The organism is Kutzneria sp. CA-103260, from assembly GCF_018263855.1.
GTDB lineage: Bacteria > Actinomycetota > Actinomycetes > Mycobacteriales > Pseudonocardiaceae > Kutzneria.
This window is the reverse complement of the sequence record NZ_CP073318.1, coordinates 10,961,803-10,976,713: the sequence shown is the minus strand read 5'-3', so window position 1 is coordinate 10,976,713 and position 14,911 is coordinate 10,961,803. Positions and strand designations below refer to the sequence as shown.

General features: G+C 71.3%; 13 protein-coding genes. 6 read left to right on the top strand and 7 right to left on the bottom strand.

What is annotated here, in order from left to right; translation table 11 throughout:
- Positions 1–35 precede the first annotated feature (35 nt).
- Entirely contained in the window at positions 36–4,574 is a 4,539-nt protein-coding gene (locus JJ691_RS49320; RefSeq protein WP_211766255.1) for an ATP-dependent helicase, read from the top strand.
- Between the two features lie 164 nt (positions 4,575–4,738).
- Positions 4,739–5,905: a type I restriction endonuclease gene (locus JJ691_RS49315; RefSeq protein WP_211766254.1), complete on the top strand. Its 1,167-nt coding sequence runs from the start codon at positions 4,739–4,741 to the stop codon at positions 5,903–5,905.
- Between the two features lie 55 nt (positions 5,906–5,960).
- Here the strand turns inward: JJ691_RS49315 and JJ691_RS49310 are convergent, their stop codons facing one another.
- Together JJ691_RS49310 and JJ691_RS49305 are read right to left on the bottom strand one after the other, a co-directional pair.
- The gene (locus JJ691_RS49310; protein ID WP_211766253.1) at positions 5,961–6,947 is read right to left on the bottom strand and encodes a 1-aminocyclopropane-1-carboxylate deaminase; all 987 of its coding nucleotides are present in this window, start codon (positions 6,945–6,947) and stop codon (positions 5,961–5,963) included.
- A gap of 67 nt (positions 6,948–7,014) precedes the next feature.
- Positions 7,015–7,692 carry a GntR family transcriptional regulator gene (locus JJ691_RS49305; protein ID WP_211766252.1) on the bottom strand — a complete coding sequence of 226 codons (678 nt, stop codon included), beginning with the start codon at positions 7,690–7,692 and terminating at the stop codon, positions 7,015–7,017.
- Positions 7,693–7,744: 52 nt separating this feature from the next.
- Between JJ691_RS49305 and JJ691_RS49300 the strand changes: the two genes are divergently transcribed.
- Entirely contained in the window at positions 7,745–8,065 is a 321-nt protein-coding gene (locus JJ691_RS49300) for a ribosomal protein L7/L12 (RefSeq protein WP_249227529.1), read from the top strand.
- 150 nt (positions 8,066–8,215) lie between these two features.
- Here the strand turns inward: JJ691_RS49300 and JJ691_RS49295 are convergent, their stop codons facing one another.
- Entirely contained in the window at positions 8,216–8,980 is a 765-nt protein-coding gene (locus tag JJ691_RS49295) for a maleylpyruvate isomerase N-terminal domain-containing protein (protein WP_249227528.1), read from the bottom strand.
- The gene (locus JJ691_RS49290) at positions 8,977–9,435 is read right to left on the bottom strand and encodes an SAV_6107 family HEPN domain-containing protein (RefSeq protein WP_211766251.1); all 459 of its coding nucleotides are present in this window, start codon (positions 9,433–9,435) and stop codon (positions 8,977–8,979) included. Before JJ691_RS49290 ends, JJ691_RS49295 begins: the two co-directional genes overlap by 4 nt.
- Before the next feature lie 170 nt (positions 9,436–9,605).
- Here JJ691_RS49290 and JJ691_RS49285 point away from each other — a divergent pair, with 170 nt between their 5' ends.
- Both JJ691_RS49285 and JJ691_RS49280 read left to right on the top strand, forming a co-directional pair.
- A complete protein-coding gene (locus tag JJ691_RS49285) occupies positions 9,606–10,103 on the top strand; it encodes a YbaK/EbsC family protein (protein ID WP_211766250.1) in 498 nt (165 codons plus the stop codon).
- On the top strand, positions 10,100–10,669 hold the full coding sequence (locus JJ691_RS49280) for a GNAT family N-acetyltransferase (RefSeq protein WP_211766249.1): 570 nt from the start codon (positions 10,100–10,102) through the stop codon (positions 10,667–10,669). Before JJ691_RS49285 ends, JJ691_RS49280 begins: the two co-directional genes overlap by 4 nt.
- Before the next feature lie 86 nt (positions 10,670–10,755).
- Here the strand turns inward: JJ691_RS49280 and JJ691_RS49275 are convergent, their stop codons facing one another.
- Complete coding sequence (locus JJ691_RS49275) at positions 10,756–12,438, bottom strand: DUF885 domain-containing protein (RefSeq protein ID WP_211766248.1); 1,683 nt, start codon at positions 12,436–12,438, stop codon at positions 10,756–10,758.
- A 91-nt stretch (positions 12,439–12,529) separates the two neighbouring features.
- On the opposite strand from JJ691_RS49275, the gene JJ691_RS49270 reads away from it, so the two are divergent.
- Positions 12,530–13,210, top strand: a complete 681-nt coding sequence (locus JJ691_RS49270) for a DUF3153 domain-containing protein (RefSeq protein WP_211766247.1) — start codon at positions 12,530–12,532, stop codon at positions 13,208–13,210.
- A gap of 193 nt (positions 13,211–13,403) precedes the next feature.
- On the opposite strand, the gene JJ691_RS49265 is transcribed toward JJ691_RS49270, so the two are convergent.
- A complete protein-coding gene (locus tag JJ691_RS49265; protein ID WP_211766246.1) occupies positions 13,404–13,739 on the bottom strand; it encodes a hypothetical protein in 336 nt (111 codons plus the stop codon).
- 241 nt (positions 13,740–13,980) lie between these two features.
- A complete protein-coding gene (locus JJ691_RS49260) occupies positions 13,981–14,865 on the bottom strand; it encodes a methylenetetrahydrofolate reductase (protein WP_211766245.1) in 885 nt (294 codons plus the stop codon).
- Positions 14,866–14,911: the final 46 nt, after the last annotated feature.

Sequence of the window (14,911 nt, the reverse complement as noted above, 5' to 3'; positions counted from 1 at the left end):
CGGGAAGTGTCGGACCCCCTTGTCATGATGGGGGCATGGCGGAAGCGCTGTCGGCGTTCTCCCCCGCGACCAGGGACTGGTTCACGGGGGCCTTCGTCGCGCCCACCGCGGCCCAGGAGGGCGCCTGGTCGGCGGTGTCGGCCGGCGAGCACGCGCTGGTGGTCGCGCCGACCGGCTCCGGCAAGACGCTGGCGGCGTTCCTGTGGGCGCTGGACCGGCTGGCCTCGCAGCCGCCGCCGGAGAACAAGCAGCACCGCTGCCGCGTGCTGTACGTGTCGCCGCTGAAGGCCCTCGCGGTGGACGTGGAGCGCAACCTGCGCGCCCCGCTGGCCGGCATCCGGCAGGCCACGCACCGGCTCGGGCTGCCGGAGCCGTCGATCACCGTCGGCATGCGGACCGGCGACACGCCGGCCGAGGAGCGCCGCGCCTTCAACCGCACGCCGCCGGACATCCTCGTGACGACGCCGGAGTCGCTGTTCCTGATTCTCACCTCGGCGGCGCGGGAGTCGCTGCGCGGCGTCGAGACCGTGATCGTGGACGAGGTGCACGCCGTCGCCGGGGGCAAGCGCGGCGCGCACCTGGCACTGTCGCTGGAACGGCTGGACGCGCTGCTGCCCAAGCCGGCGCAGCGAATCGGGCTGTCCGCGACGGTCCGCCCGGTCGAGGAGGTCGGGGCGTTCCTGGCCGGCGGCCGGCCGGTGCGGGTGGTGCAGCCGCCGGCCAGCAAGACCATCGAGGTCACCGTCGAGGTGCCGGTCGAGGACATGGCCACGCTGGGCGAGCCGACCGGGGAGGTCAGCGGCTCGGCGTCCGGTCCGGAGCAGCGCACGTCGATCTGGCCGTCGGTGGAGCAGCGGGTGCTGGATCTGGTGCGCCAGCACCGGTCCACGATCGTGTTCGCCAACTCGCGACGGCTGGCCGAGCGGTTGACGGCTCGTCTCAACGAGCTCGCGGGCGAGGAGTCCGCGGAGATGGAGCGATTCCCGGCAGAGGCCGTCGGTGGTTCGGGGATAACCACCGGGGCCCTGCCGGTGATCGCCAAGGCCCACCACGGGTCCATGTCCCGGGACCAGCGCACCCTGGTCGAGGAGGAGCTCAAGTCGGGGCGGCTGCCGTGCGTGGTCGCGACGTCCTCGCTGGAGCTGGGCATCGACATGGGCGCGGTGGACCTGGTGGTGCAGGTGGAGGCGCCGCCGACGGTCGCGTCCGGGCTGCAGCGGGTCGGCCGGGCCGGGCACCAGGTCGGCGCGGTGTCCAAGGGCGTGGTGTTCCCGAAGTTCCGCGGCGACCTGGTGACCTGCGCCGTGGTGGCCGAGCGGATGGCCGCCGGGGCCATCGAGTCCGTGCGCTATCCGCGCAATCCGCTGGACGTGCTGGCCCAGCACATCGTGTCCATGGTGGCGATGGAGCCGTGGTCGGTGACCGAGCTGGCGTCGGTGGTGCGGCGGGCGGCGCCGTTCGCCGGGCTGCCCGAGTCGGCGCTGAACTCGGTGCTGGACATGCTGGCCGGGCGGTATCCCAGCGAGGAGTTCGGCGAGCTGCGGCCGCGCGTGGTGTGGGACCGGATCGCCGGCGAGCTGCGCGGCCGGCCCGGGGCGCAGCGGCTGGCCGTCACCTCCGGCGGCACCATTCCGGACCGCGGGCTGTTCACCGTGATGACGCCCGGCGGCGAGGACGGCCGGCCCGGGTCGCGGGTCGGCGAGCTGGACGAGGAGATGGTGTACGAGTCGCGGGTCGGCGACAACATCCTGCTGGGCACCAGTTCCTGGCGTATCGAGGACATCACCCACGACCGGGTGGTCGTGGTGCCGGCGCCGGGCCAGCCGGCCCGGCTGCCGTTCTGGAAGGGCGACACCCCGGGCCGTCCGTTGGAACTCGGCCGCGCGCTGGGGAAATTCGTCCGCGAACTGTCCAGTATGGACGCTGAGAAGGCCCGATCGCGGGCGGTCGACGCTGGCCTTGACGAGTGGGCGTGCGACAACCTGCTGTCCTACCTGGACGAGCAGAAGTCGGCGACCCGACATGTTCCCGATGATCGAACCGTTGTGGTGGAACGGTTCCGTGACGAGCTGGGCGACTGGCGGATCGCCGTGCACTCGCCGTTCGGGGCGCAGGTGAACGCGCCGTGGGCGCTGGCCATCGGGGCTCGGCTGCGCGAACGGCGGGGGCTGGATCCCCAGGTCGCGCACTCCGACGACGGCATCGTGGTGCGGCTGCCGGAGGCGTTCGACGACAACGGGGCCGACGTGCTGCCCACGGCCGAGGACATGCTGCTGGACCCCGAGGAGGTCGAGCAGGTGGTGGTGGCCGAGGTCGGCGGGTCGGCGCTGTTCGCCGCCCGGTTCCGGGAGTGCGCCGCGCGGTCGTTGTTGTTGCCGCGGCGGGATCCCCGTCGTCGGACGCCGCTGTGGCAACAGCGCCAGCGGTCCGCGCAGCTGCTGGCCGTGGCGTCGCAGTACGAGCAGTTCCCGGTCGTGCTGGAGGCGATGCGAGAGTGCCTTCAGGACGTGTACGACCTGCCCGGCCTGCGGGAACTCATGGGCGAGGTACGGGCGCGGCGGGTTCGCGTCGTGGAGGTCGAAACGCCGCAGCCGTCGCCGTTCGCGCGCAGTCTGCTGTTCGGCTACGTCGGCATGTTCCTGTACGAGACCGACACGCCGCTGGCCGAACGCCGGGCCGCGGCGCTGTCCCTGGACACCGCGCTGCTGGCCGAACTCCTTGGCTCCGAAGCGATCCGTGAGCTGCTCGACCCCGAGGTGCTGGCCGAGATCGAGCAGCAGCTCCAGCGGTTGGCGCCCGACCGGCACGCCCGCAACGTCGAGGAGACCGCCGACCTGTTGCGGCTGCTGGGGGATCTCACCGTCGAGGAGGCCGTCGAGCGTGGGGCCGCGGCGGAGTGGCTGGAGCAGCTGGTGGCCGAGCGGCGGGCCATCCAGGTGCGGATCGCCGGTTCGGCCCGGTACCTGGCCATCGAGGACGCTGGCCGGGTGCGGGACGCCCTGGGCGCGGCGCTTCCCGTTGGCGTACCTGAGGTTTTCACCGAGCCGGTGGCCGATCCGCTCGGCGATCTGCTGACCCGGTACGCCCGGACTCGGGGCCCGTTCCCCGCCGCGCAGGCGGCCGAGCGGTTCGGTCTCGGCGTCGCCGTCGTGCACGGCGTCTTGGACCGACTCGCTGGTGCCGGCCGATTGGTGCGAGGCGAGCTGCGGCCCGGCGGTATGGGCACGGAGTACTGCGACGCCGAGGTGTTGCGACGGCTGCGCAGGGCGTCGCTGGCTCGGCTGCGGGCCGAGGTGGAGCCAGTCGAGCAGGCCGCGTACGGCCGATTTCTGCCCGGCTGGCAAGGAGTTTCCCGCCGGCTGCGGACCGCGCCGAGCGTCGACGACGTGCTGTCGGTGGTGGAGCAGCTGGCCGGCGCGCCATTGCCGGCCAGTGGTTTGGAGTCGCTGATCCTGCCGTCCCGGCTGCCCGGCTACAACCCGGCGCTGCTGGACGAGCTGACCGCGACCGGCGAGGTCAGCTGGGCCGGGTGCGGGGCCTTGGCCGGCGGTGACGGCTGGATCGCCCTGGCCCCGGCCGAGGTCGCCGACCTCGTGCTACCCGATCTTGAGGAGACCGTGCCGGAGTCGCCGCTGCACTCCGCCGTGCTGGCGGCGTTGGCGGGCGGGGCGCTGTTCTTCCGTCAGCTCACCGACCGGGTCACCGGGCAGGTCGAGGATCCCGTGGACGATCCGGCCGTGGTCGCCGCGCTGTGGGATCTCGTGTGGGCTGGGCTCGTCACCAACGACACCTTGGCCCCGCTGCGATCTCTGGTCTCCGGCCGTGGAGCGGCGCACAAGCCCCGCCGGCCGTCGCCCCGTGGCCGCTACGCCCGGCTCGGCCGGGCCCAGATGCCCAGCCGCACCGGGCCGCCGACCGTGTCCGGGCGGTGGTCGCTGGTCCCGTCGCGGGAGGCCGACCCGACCCGCCGAGCCCATGCCCGGGCCGAGGTTTTCCTTGAGCGGCATGGGGTTCTCACTCGCGGGGCGTTGGACACCGAGCGGGTGTCCGGCGGCTTCAGCGGCGTGTACCGGGTGCTTCGGGCCATGGAGGACTCCGGCCAGGTCATTCGCGGCTACGTCGTCGAGGGCCTCGGCGCCGCCCAGTTCGCCGCCCGCGGCGCCGTCGACCAACTGCGGGCCCTGTCCCGCCCCGGCGAGACCGCCCTGAACGCCTTGGTGCTCGCCGCCGCCGATCCCGCCCAGCCCTACGGCGCTGCCCTGCCCTGGCCCGACCCCGTCGGCGACGGCAAACACCGCCCCGCCCGCAAGGCCGGCGCCCTCGCCGTGCTCGTCGACGGCGTCCCCACCCTCTACGTCGAACGCGGCGGCCGCTCCCTGCTGTCCTTCACCGAGTCCGAACCCGAACTCCGCCAGGCCGCCGAAGCCCTCGCCCGCTCCGTCCGCGACGGCTGGCTCGGCCAGCTCGCCGTGCAACGCGCCGACGGCGAGGGCGCCCTGGGCTCCAAGCTGTCCGTGGTGCTCCAGGACGCCGGTTTCCGCGCGACGCCCAAGGGCCTGCGACTGAGGGCCTAGCCCGAAGCGCATTCCGATCCGTAGTCCCGAACTCCAGGTAACGCGACGACGTAGGCATTCGATGTAGCCGGCGCGACACACCATGCAACCCGAACCGATCGTCGTGTCGGCTCGATACCGCATGCCGTGTCAGCTTGTCACCGCAGCTGAGGGGGATGGCGTCCATGGAGATCGCCGAGCGCACGGGGGCGTTGGCTCTCAAGATTCGCAAGCACAAGGCGGACATCGAGACGGAGGAGGCGACCAAGAACGCCTTCGTGATGCCGTTCATCAGCACCGTCCTCGGTTACGACGTGTTCAATCCCGCGGAGGTGATTCCGGAGTTCACCGCGGACGTCGGCACCAAGAAGGGCGAAAAGATCGACTACGCGATCGCCCACAACGGGCAGGTGCAGCTGCTGGTCGAGGTCAAGAAGATCAGCGAGCCGCTGCGCGTGGAACACGCGTCCCAGCTGTACCGGTACTTCGCGGTGACCAACGCCAGGATCGCGATCCTGACCAACGGCGAGACCTACGAGTTCTACACCGACCTCGACTCGCCCAACCGGATGGACGCCAAGCCGTTCCTGGTGCTCGACCTGTCGGACATCGACGAGACTCTGCTGCCCGAGCTGGCCAAGCTCACCAAGGAGTCGTTCGACCTCGACTCGGTGATCAGCGCCGCGGGCGAACTGAAGTACATCGGCCAGATCAAGCGCATCCTGGCCGCCCAGTTCAAGGAGCCCGAAGAGGAATGGGTGCGGTTCTTCACCAGCCGTGTGTACGACCGGTCGTTCACCCAGCGCATCCGCGAGCAGTTCGTGCCCCTGGTGGAGAAGGCGGCTCGGCAGTTCCTCAACGAACAAGTCAACGACCGGCTCAAGAACGCGCTCGGCGGCCCGGACAACTATCTCGTCATGCCCAGCGACACGGCGGTTCCGGCTGAGGCGGCCGGAGCGAAAACGCGGGACAATGCGCCGGCCGAGGAGATCAAGGCGAACGAGAGCGACATCGTCACCACTGAGGAAGAGCTCGAGGGCTACCGAATCGTGCGGGCCATCGTGTGCAGCGAGGTGCCCGCCGCCCGGATCGTCTCCCGTGACACCAAAACCTACTTCGGTGTGCTGCTCGACGACAACAACCGCAAGCCGATCGCACGGCTGTGGTTCAACCGGTCGAAGAAGTACCTCGGGGTGTTCGACGAGAACAAGAACGAGACCCGTATCCCGATCGATCGGATCGAGGACATCTACCACCACGCCGACCACCTGCGGAAGGCGGTGGCCCGGTATCTGGCCGGGCCGACGACCGCCGAACCGCCGGCCGTGAGCGAACTCGGCTCCGCTTACTAGCTTCCGGCGCGGGCCCGCGCCGGCGGCGGGCCCGCGCCGAACAGGCGATGCGACTTCAGCCGATGGCGCTGTAGGCGTTCAGGGCCGGTTGGCCGCCGAGGTGGGCGTAGAGCACGGTGCTGTCGGCCGGGATCTCCTTGCGGGCCACCAGGTCGATCAGGCCGGCCATGGACTTGCCCTCGTAGACAGGGTCGGTGATCATGCCCTCGGTGCGGGCGGCCAGGCGCATGGCGTCCACAGTGGACTCGTCGGGAACGCCGTAGACGCCGGCGTGGTAGCGGTCGTCGAGGATGACGTCCAGGGGCTCGGAGCCGATCAGGTCGGCGGTGTTGCCGGCGATGCGGGTGACCTGGTCGAAGGTCTCCTTGGGCTTGGCCGAGGCGTCGATGCCGATGACCCGGCGGCGGCGGTTGCTGAAGCCGGCGAGCATGCCGGCCTGGGTGCTGCCGGTGACCGAGCAGACGATGATCGTGTCGAAGAAGACGCCCAGTTCCTCTTCCTGGCGCTCGACCTCACGGGACCAGCCGGCGAAGCCGAGGCCGCCGAGGCGGTGGTCAGAGGCGCCGGCGGGGATGGCGTAGGGCTTGCCGCCGGCCTGCTCGATCTCGGCGATGGCGTTTTGCCAGCTCTGCTTGAACTCGATGCCGAACGTCGACTGCACCAGCCGGACGTCAGCGCCCATCAGGCGGCTGAGCTGGATGTTGCCCACGCGGTCGTAGCCCGGGTCGGCGTACTCCACCCAGCTTTCCTGCACCAGCACACACTTCAGCCCGGCCCGTGCCGCCGCGCCGGCCACCTGCCGGGTGTGGTTGGACTGCACGCCACCGATCGACACCAGCGTGTCGCAACCCTGCGCGAGGGCATCGGCGACCAGGTACTCCAGCTTGCGAGTCTTGTTGCCGCCGTAGGCGATGCCGCTGTTGCAGTCCTCCCGCTTGGCCCACACCCGAGCACCGCCGAGATGGGTGGTGAGCCGTTCCAGCGGGTGCACCGGCGACGGCCCGAACGTCAGCGGATAACGGGCGAAGTCCTCGAGTCCCAAGGGAAACTCCGATCACTGGGTGGACGCGATGTCAGGGCGGAAGAGGCGGGTTGGAGCCGGCGGTGGGTCACTCAGCCGGCTTGGGCGGCTCCCCCTCGGGATGCTTTGCCAGCTCGGCGGCGAGGGTGGACCAGTTGTGTTCGGCGAGGCGGCTCGCCAGGTCGCCGTCGCCCTGTTCGCAGGCAAGGACGATCTCCTCGTGCATGGCGACGGAGTCGGCGCCGCAACTGGAGGAGAAGCGTTGGTACTCAAGGCGTCGCACGAGAGGGGTGTAGCGCTGGATGGTGGCGGCAACGGCGAAGTTGGCGCAGGCCTCGACGGGGACGCGGTGGAAGTCGTCGTCGGCGGAGAAGGCGCCGGCGATCTCGCCGGCGGTGAGGGCGGCGTGGAAGCGGCTGTTGGCGGCCCGCATGAGGGACAGGTGGTCGGCGGTGAGCAGGGGCACGGCCAGCCGTAGGGCGAGGCCGTGCATGGCCTGGACGACCTGGAGTGCGTCCCGCACGGCGACGGGGTCGATGGGAGTGACCCGGGTGTAGCTGTGTGGCTTGGACTCGACCAAGCCTTCCTCGGCGAGGTGGCTGAGCGCCTCCCGGACGGGGGTGCGGGACAGGCCCAGGCGCTCGGCCAGGTCCAGGTCGCGGATCGCCTCGCCGGGCACCAGGTCGCCGGAGACGATGGCCTGCCGGATGGTGGCCAGCGCCCGATCCCGCAGGAGCGGCCGGTCCAGACGACTAATATATTGCATTTCAGTAGCGTGACCGGCGGAGACGCTGCCGTCAAGTGGCTACCGTGCTGGGGTGGACCCGACCCTCAACGTGATCCTGCTGACCGTGGCCGTGCTGGCGCTGCCGATCGTCCTCGCCGGCCGCGGCGCGGCGACGCGGCAGCTCGAACGCCGGCTCGACCGGGTGGAACGCAAGCTCGACCTGCTGCTGCGCCACCTGGAGGTGCCTCAGCCGGGCCCGGACTTCGTCGCCTTCGGCCCGGGCATCGCGATCGACCAGGACGTCCTCGCGCTGGCCCGGGCCGGGCGCAAGATCGAGGCGATCAAGCGCTACCGGGAGATCACCGGCGTGGGACTGAAGGAAGCCAAGGACGCGGTGGAGCGGATGCACTGAAAGCCGGCGAGGCGCGCGGAAGGGCACGCCTCGCCGGCATGAGGACCGGCCAGGTCGGGAGCCGGCCGGTCCCGGCCCGCGAAAATCAGCCGTCGGAACCCGGCCCGACGAAACGCGGCCCGACGAAACGCGGGCCGCGAGAACCGGACATCAGTGCGTGGCCAGGCGAAGCAGGGCCCACAGCGCGGCGACGGCGTCCACGTCGCCGGTGATCCGGACCGCGGTGAACGGCAAACGGCCCCACAGCCACAGGTACACGGTCATGGGCTCGCCGGTGACCGTCGCCTGCACGGACTCGGCGTCGGCGGGGGCGGCCCGCCAGGCGGCCTTGTTGTCCCGGTGGGAAGACACCAGCCAGGCCTGGCCGCCGGCTCGGACGGCGACCTTGAACTCGGAGCTGCCGGACACTCCTATGACCGACAGCCGGTGGGCGAACCACAGGGTGAGGGCTTCGTCGACCCCGTCCACGGCGACGTCGTCGTCGACGGCGAGCAACTGGGCCCGGGTGGCCGACTGGACGTCGACCCGGTGCATGGTGGCCTCGTGGGCCATCCGACGGCGCCAGAAGCCGTAGGTCTGGTCCAGCGGCCACCAGGTGTTGCAGACGGCGTCGGCGGGGTGCGCCGACAACTCATCGACCAGCTCGCGCAGGCCGCCCCGCAGGAACTCGACGAGCGCGCCGCCGGGTGGCGGCGTGCTCTCCCAGCGCACCGGCCCGTTGCCGCCCCGCAGCCGGGCGGCGACCATCCGGAACACGCCGCCGACATGGCGGACGGTGTCCGCCAGCGTGCTGGTCGGCTTGCTGGGAATGGGCAGGTCCGCCGGGGCGCTGTCGGCCGTGGCGGCCATCAGCTCCCCTTCGGCGACAAGAACGTCGAGCAGGCGGTCGTGGTCGATGAGGGCCCGCCCGGTCACCGCCCCGCCCCGTGCACGGCACGGTCGACGAGGTCCACGAACTGGCCGGCCTGCCGCACCAGGTCGTCGGCGCTGCGGGCGGACACGAGCCGGGTGATGCCGGACTCGACGGCGTGCCGGGTGGACGCGCAGGACTGGAAGAACGAGGCCCACTCGGCGAACTCGGGGGCGACCTTGGCCAGCAGCACCCAGGCGCTCATGGGCTTGGTGCGGGTGCGGTGCGGCCGCCCGCGCAGGGCGAGCACGGCCGCGGCGGCCCGCAGCGCGGCCAGGTGCGCCCGCACGAAGCGCTCGGCGGCGTCGGGCTCCTGCTCGGCCTGCAGCAGACCCTGCCGGGCCTGGGCGAGCAGCGTCCGCGCCGACGGGGACGCGCCGGGCGAGGGAACCGCGCGAAGTCGGGACCTGGGCGGGGTGGGCACCAGGAACGACTCGGGAAGACGAACGGGCACAGACATCAGCGGCCTCCTCGCGGCGTCGTGGGCTCGACGTCTCCGCCGTGGGGAAGCCGGCGGCTCGTATCGAACATTTGTTCGATACAACGAGGATAGCGCGTCCTCGGCAGCGGATTCAACCCTGTCGGGGGCCACTTCCCCTCGGACGGCCCAGCCGTGGTGTCATTGGCTTCGTGAGCGATCAGGAGCACCCAGGGGTGACCACGGTCCGCAGCGCACTCGTCGAGAGGGGCGCGACCGGGGCAGCCGCGGGGATTCGAGTGCTCGACGACGCGGTCCGCACGGCCGCGGCCGCCGCCGAAGCCGTCGAGGTGCCGGTGGGCGCGATCGCCAACAGCCTGTTCTTCCTCGCCGACGGCGCGCCGCTGCTGGTGCTGACCTCGGGCGCGCACCGCGCCGACACCAAGCGCCTGGCCGAACTGGCCGGGGTGGGCAAGGTGCAGCGGGCCGACCCGGATTCGGTGCGGACGCACACCGGCCAGGTGATCGGCGGCGTCTCACCCGTCGGCCACCCCGCGCCGATCCGTACCCTGGTGGACGTGCACCTCGCCGAGTACGACGTCGTCTGGGCCGCCGCCGGGCATCCCAACGCCGTCTACCCGACGACCTTCGACGAGTTGGTCGCCGTCACCGGCGGCACCCCTGCGACCGTGGCCGGAGACCAGCGATGACAGCGTCGCCCCAGACCGAGCGGCTGGTCGAGTTCAGCGCCGAGACGCTGCGGGCCCGCCTGCCCGAGGCGCTCAACCTGTACGTCACGGCGATGCGCTACCCCAGCGGCACCGCCCAGCAGCGCGCGCCCATGTGGCTGGCGCACATGATCCGGGCGGGCTGGCGCTGCGTCGGCGCGCTCGACCAGGACGGCGCGCTGGTCGGCATCTGCTACGGCTATCGCGGCGCGGCCGGTCAGTGGTGGCACGAACAGGTGCGCCGCGGCCTGACCGCGGTGTCCACGCCGACCGTGGTCGACCAGTGGATGCACGACTACTTCGAGCTGACCGAACTGCACGTGCTGCCGGAGACCCAGGGCCGGGGCATCGGCGAGCGGCTGTTGCGAGGACTGCTCGACGGCGTCAGCTCGGACCGGGTGCTGCTGTCCACTCCGGAGGGTCCGTCCCGCGCGTGGCGGCTGTACCGGCGCATGGGCTTCCAGGATGTGTTGCGGCACTACCAGTTCGCCGGCGACCCGCGCCCGTTCGCGGTGCTGGGCCGCCCCCTCCCGCTCGAACCGGCGTGACGCTCGGACACTCCTGATGCCTGGAAGGCGGCTTTCCTGGCGTTGAACGCTAGGAAAGCCCCCTTCCCAGCAAAAAAGCGGGGTGTTCAGATCTGGGCGAGGCGCTCGCGGAGGGTGTCCAGGCCCATGGAACCCATGTCCAGGGCCTGCTTGTGGAACGCCTTCAGGTCGAAGGCGTCGCCGTGGCGGGTCCGGGCCTCGTCCCGCGCGGCCAGCCACAGCCGCTCACCGAGCTTGTACGACGGCGCCTGGCCGGGCCAGCCCAGGTAGCGGTCGATCTCGTCGCGCACGTGGGCCGGGTCGGTGATGGTCCGGGTGAGCATGAACTCCAGGCCCAGGTCCGGTGTCCAGCGCTCGCCCTCGTGGAACCCGGTGCCGGCGGGGATCTCCAGCTCCAGGTGCATGCCGAGGTCGACGATCACGCGGGCGGCCCGGAACAGGTGGCCGTCGAGCATGCCCAGCAGGTCGCCGTCGTCGTCGAGGTAGCCGAGCTCGCGCACCAGCCGCTCGGCGTACAGGGCCCAGCCCTCGCCGTGGCCGGACACCCAGCACATCAGCCGCTGGAACCGGTTGAGCTGGTCGGCCCGGTGCACCGCGGTGGCGATCTGCAGGTGATGGCCGGGCACGCCCTCGTGGTAGACGGTGGTGGTCTCCCGCCAGGTGGAGAACTCCTCCCGGTCCGCGGGCACCGACCACCACATCGCACCGGGCCGGCTGAAGTCGTCGGTCGGGCCGATGTAGTACGCGCCGACGCCGCCGCCGGGCGGCGCGATCCGGCAGTCCAGCGCCATCAGCGGGTCGGGGATGTCGAAGTGCACGCCCCGCATGTCGGCCAGGGCCTTGTCGGACAGCCGCTGCATCCAGTCCCGCAGCTCGTCCTGGCCGTTGAGCCGGTAGCGCGGGTCGGCGTCCAGCGCCGCGGCGGCCTCGGCCAGCGTCGCCCCCGGCTTGATCCGGTTGGCGACCTCCTTCATCTCGGCCTCGATGCGGGCGAACTCCGCCCAGCCCCACTCGTAGGCCTCCTGGAGGTCCAGGCGGGCGCCGGTGAAGTAGCGGGAGTTCAGCCGGTACACGTCCACGCCGACGGCGTCCTTGGCCGGCGCCTTCGGGGCCAGCTCGTCGCGCAGGAAGACGGCCAGGTCGGCGTAGCCCTGGGCGGCGGCGTTGGCGCCGGCCTCCAGGCGGGTCCGCAGCGTGTTGTCGAGACCGTCGGAACCGGAGATCAGGTTGGCGAAGAAGGAGGTTCCGCCGCTCAGGCCGGCCCAGGTGTCGCACTGCTCGGCGACCCGGGTCACCTGGCGCAGCGCCGACACCACGCCGCGGTCGGCGGCCTTGGCCAGCGACGCCCGCAGCCCGGCCAGCGCCGCCGGCACCTTGGCCAACCGGGTCGCCACGGTCGCCCACTGCTCGGGGGTCTCGGTCGGCATGAGGTCGAACAGCTGGCGCAAGTCCTGCACCGGGCTCGCGATCACGTTCAGGGAGGACAGGTCCAGCCCGGCGTCGTGGAACTCCACCGACAGCCCGTTGCGTTCCAGGAACACGGCCTGGGCCACCCGCTCCGACTCGTCGGCCGGCTCGGCCGCCCCGATGTCGCGGACGGCCCGGGCGGTCAGCTCGGCCCGGCTCTCGTGGCCCTCGGGCGAGAAGTCGGTCAGGTCCTCGTCGTACCCCGTGATGCCGAGGTGGGTCGCCGCATTGGGGTCTAGCGCGGCGTAGTCCGCGACGTAGTCGTCGCTCAGCTGGTGCACGCCTCGTGGGGTGGATGACATGGCCGGCACGCTACCCGGCCGTGGCGACGCCCCGTAGCTCCATCGGGCGGTGATGCGCCTTGAAAATGGCTGACACTGGCAGGATGACCAGGTGCTGTTGGTACGTGTGGCCAGGCCCTTCGCCCGAATCGCCGGACTGTCGCTGGCGGTGCTGGCCGCGCTGGCGGTGCTGACCGGCTGTGTCCGGGCCCGGGCCGACCTGACCGTGTCCGGGGACTACAAGGTGTCCGGCACGATGATCGCGGCCACGGTGCCGACTTCTTCCGACGACCACGGCCCGCAGCTGTCGATCCCGTCCGACCTCGGCGAGCAGGTGGTGGTCCAGCCGTACGCCGCGGACGGCTACGTCGGCACCCAGCTGTCGTTCGCCAACATGGACTTCGACCAGTTCACCACCCTGGTCGGCGGGTCGAGCGCGGCCAGCGGCAACTACCAGCTGCTGCTGCGCCGGGTCGGCGACCTGGTGTACTTCACCGGCTCGATCGACCTGCGCACGGTGCCGGCCGACCACTCCGACGTGGAACTGAGGATCACCTTCCCGGCCGGCGTGAGCAGCACGACCGGCGCCGTCGACGACCAGACCGTGACGTGGCAGCCGAAGCCGGGCTCGATCACCTCGCTGTCGGCCACCTCCGACCTGTCGACGCTGGCCACCGCGGCCTGGATGCGGTGGAGCGTGCTGATCGGGGCGCTGCTGATCGGCACGGTCCTGGTGGTCAGCGTGCTCGCGCTGCGAGCGCACCGCCGCAGCCTGCGGATCCGCCGCCGCTGAGGCCGAACCGCTGGGCCGAACCGCTGGGCCGAACTGAGCAGCCCCCAAAATCGAGGCTGGACCCCGGACCTGGCAACGCCGTCCGCCGCTGAGCAAGCCTCCGGGCCGACGGCCTTCGAGTCGCTGAACCTCCTGTGGACACACGAAAACGGGGCGCGCCCGGTGGGCCCGCCCCGTTTCTCGCCGGCCGTGCTCAGCCAGCGGTGTTCGAGCTGTTGTCGGCGTTGGAGCCGAGGTACTCGAGGTAGCTGCTGATCGGCAGCGTGTTGCCGGCGAACTGGATCGGCAGGTAGTCGGTCTCCTGCAGGTCGCCACCGCCGCCCAGCACGTTGGAGGCGTTGGTGTGGCTGGCGCCGCCGTCCACGTACTCCTCGGAGGAGACCGGCACGTGGTTGTCCACGATCTGGATCGGCACGTAGTGCGTGACCTGCGTGTCGCCGCTGCCGTCACCCATGACCAGGTCGCCCGGGCCGCTGGCGAACGCGGGCGAGCCGATGATCATCAGACCGGCCGCCACCCCTGCGATCATTCCGGCTTTCTTCAGCACGGACCCACACTCCTAAAGTTGCACCGCTCTTCATGAAGGCACCACCTCGACGGAAACCGCCTAGGCCGTGCAGGCGAGGAAATTACCGCCATTCGGAGCAATCCCGCTGGGTGAAGACCCCATTGAGTGATAGCGCGTACACCCGGCGTGTCGAGGTCAGGACCCGCTTTGACCAGCGGGTTCACTCACTCGCCGGCGCGCGGGCTGTCACCCGGCCGAACGATCATGCCCGGGCCGGCAGCAGCCCCAGCCGGCCGACCACCTCGGTGGTCGCCTTGGACATGTTGAACGTGTAGAAGTGCACACCCGGCACGCCCTCGTCGATCAGGCGCTGGGCCAGCTCGGTCACCACGTCGATGCCCTCGGCCCGGAAGGCCTTGGGGTCGTCGGCCAGCGGTTCGAGCCGTCGGGCGATCGACGGCGGCACCGGCGCGCCGGACAGCTCCACGGTCTTGTGCAGGGTGCGGACCGTGGTCAGCGGCAGGATGCCCGGCAGCAGCGGCGCGTCGCAGCCCCGCTTCGCCATCCGGTCCCGCAGCCGCAGGAAGTCCTCGGCCTCGAAGAACAGCTGGGCGATGGCGAAGCTGGCGCCGGCCCGGAACTTCCGCACCAGGTTCTCGGTGTCGCCGTCCAGGTCGGTCGAGCGGGGATGCCCGTACGGGAAGGCGGCCACGCCGACGCAGAAGTCGCCGAGTTCCCGCACCAGCGCCACCAGCTCCTCGGCGTAGGTCAGCCCGTTCGGGTGGCGGATCCACTCCCCGTTCGGGTCGCCAGGCGGGTCGCCGCGCACGGCCAGGACGTTGTGCACGCCGACCGCGGCGTACCAGCCGATGACGTTGCGCAGCTCGGCCACCGAGTGGTTCACGGCCGTCAGGTGTGCCATCGGCAACAGCGAGGTCTCCTGCACCACCCGTCCGGTGGTGCGGATGGTGCGGTCGCGGCTGGAGCCGCCGGCCCCGTAGGTGACCGACATGAACGCCGGCTCGCACCCCTCCAGCTGCCGGATCGCCAGCCAAAGCCGCTGCTCATCGGCGGCATCGCGGGGTGGGAAGAACTCCACTGAGAACACGGGTCGCGGCCCGCTGAGTCGCTCGACCACCGACGTCATAGGTCTAGATTACGGCCAGCAGCCTCCGAGTAGTGCCTGCGGCCGG

Coding starts and splice junctions, on each gene's coding strand:
- JJ691_RS49320 (WP_211766255.1), top strand. CDS start 36: ATGGCGGAAGCGCTGTCGGCGTTCTCCCCCGCGACCAGGGACTGGTTC.
- JJ691_RS49315 (WP_211766254.1), top strand. CDS start 4,739: ATGGAGATCGCCGAGCGCACGGGGGCGTTGGCTCTCAAGATTCGCAAG.
- JJ691_RS49305 (WP_211766252.1), bottom strand. CDS start 7,692: ATGCAATATATTAGTCGTCTGGACCGGCCGCTCCTGCGGGATCGGGCG.
- JJ691_RS49290 (WP_211766251.1), bottom strand. CDS start 9,435: ATGTCTGTGCCCGTTCGTCTTCCCGAGTCGTTCCTGGTGCCCACCCCG.
- JJ691_RS49280 (WP_211766249.1), top strand. CDS start 10,100: ATGACAGCGTCGCCCCAGACCGAGCGGCTGGTCGAGTTCAGCGCCGAG.
- JJ691_RS49275 (WP_211766248.1), bottom strand. CDS start 12,438: ATGTCATCCACCCCACGAGGCGTGCACCAGCTGAGCGACGACTACGTC.
- JJ691_RS49265 (WP_211766246.1), bottom strand. CDS start 13,739: ATGATCGCAGGGGTGGCGGCCGGTCTGATGATCATCGGCTCGCCCGCG.
- JJ691_RS49260 (WP_211766245.1), bottom strand. CDS start 14,865: ATGACGTCGGTGGTCGAGCGACTCAGCGGGCCGCGACCCGTGTTCTCA.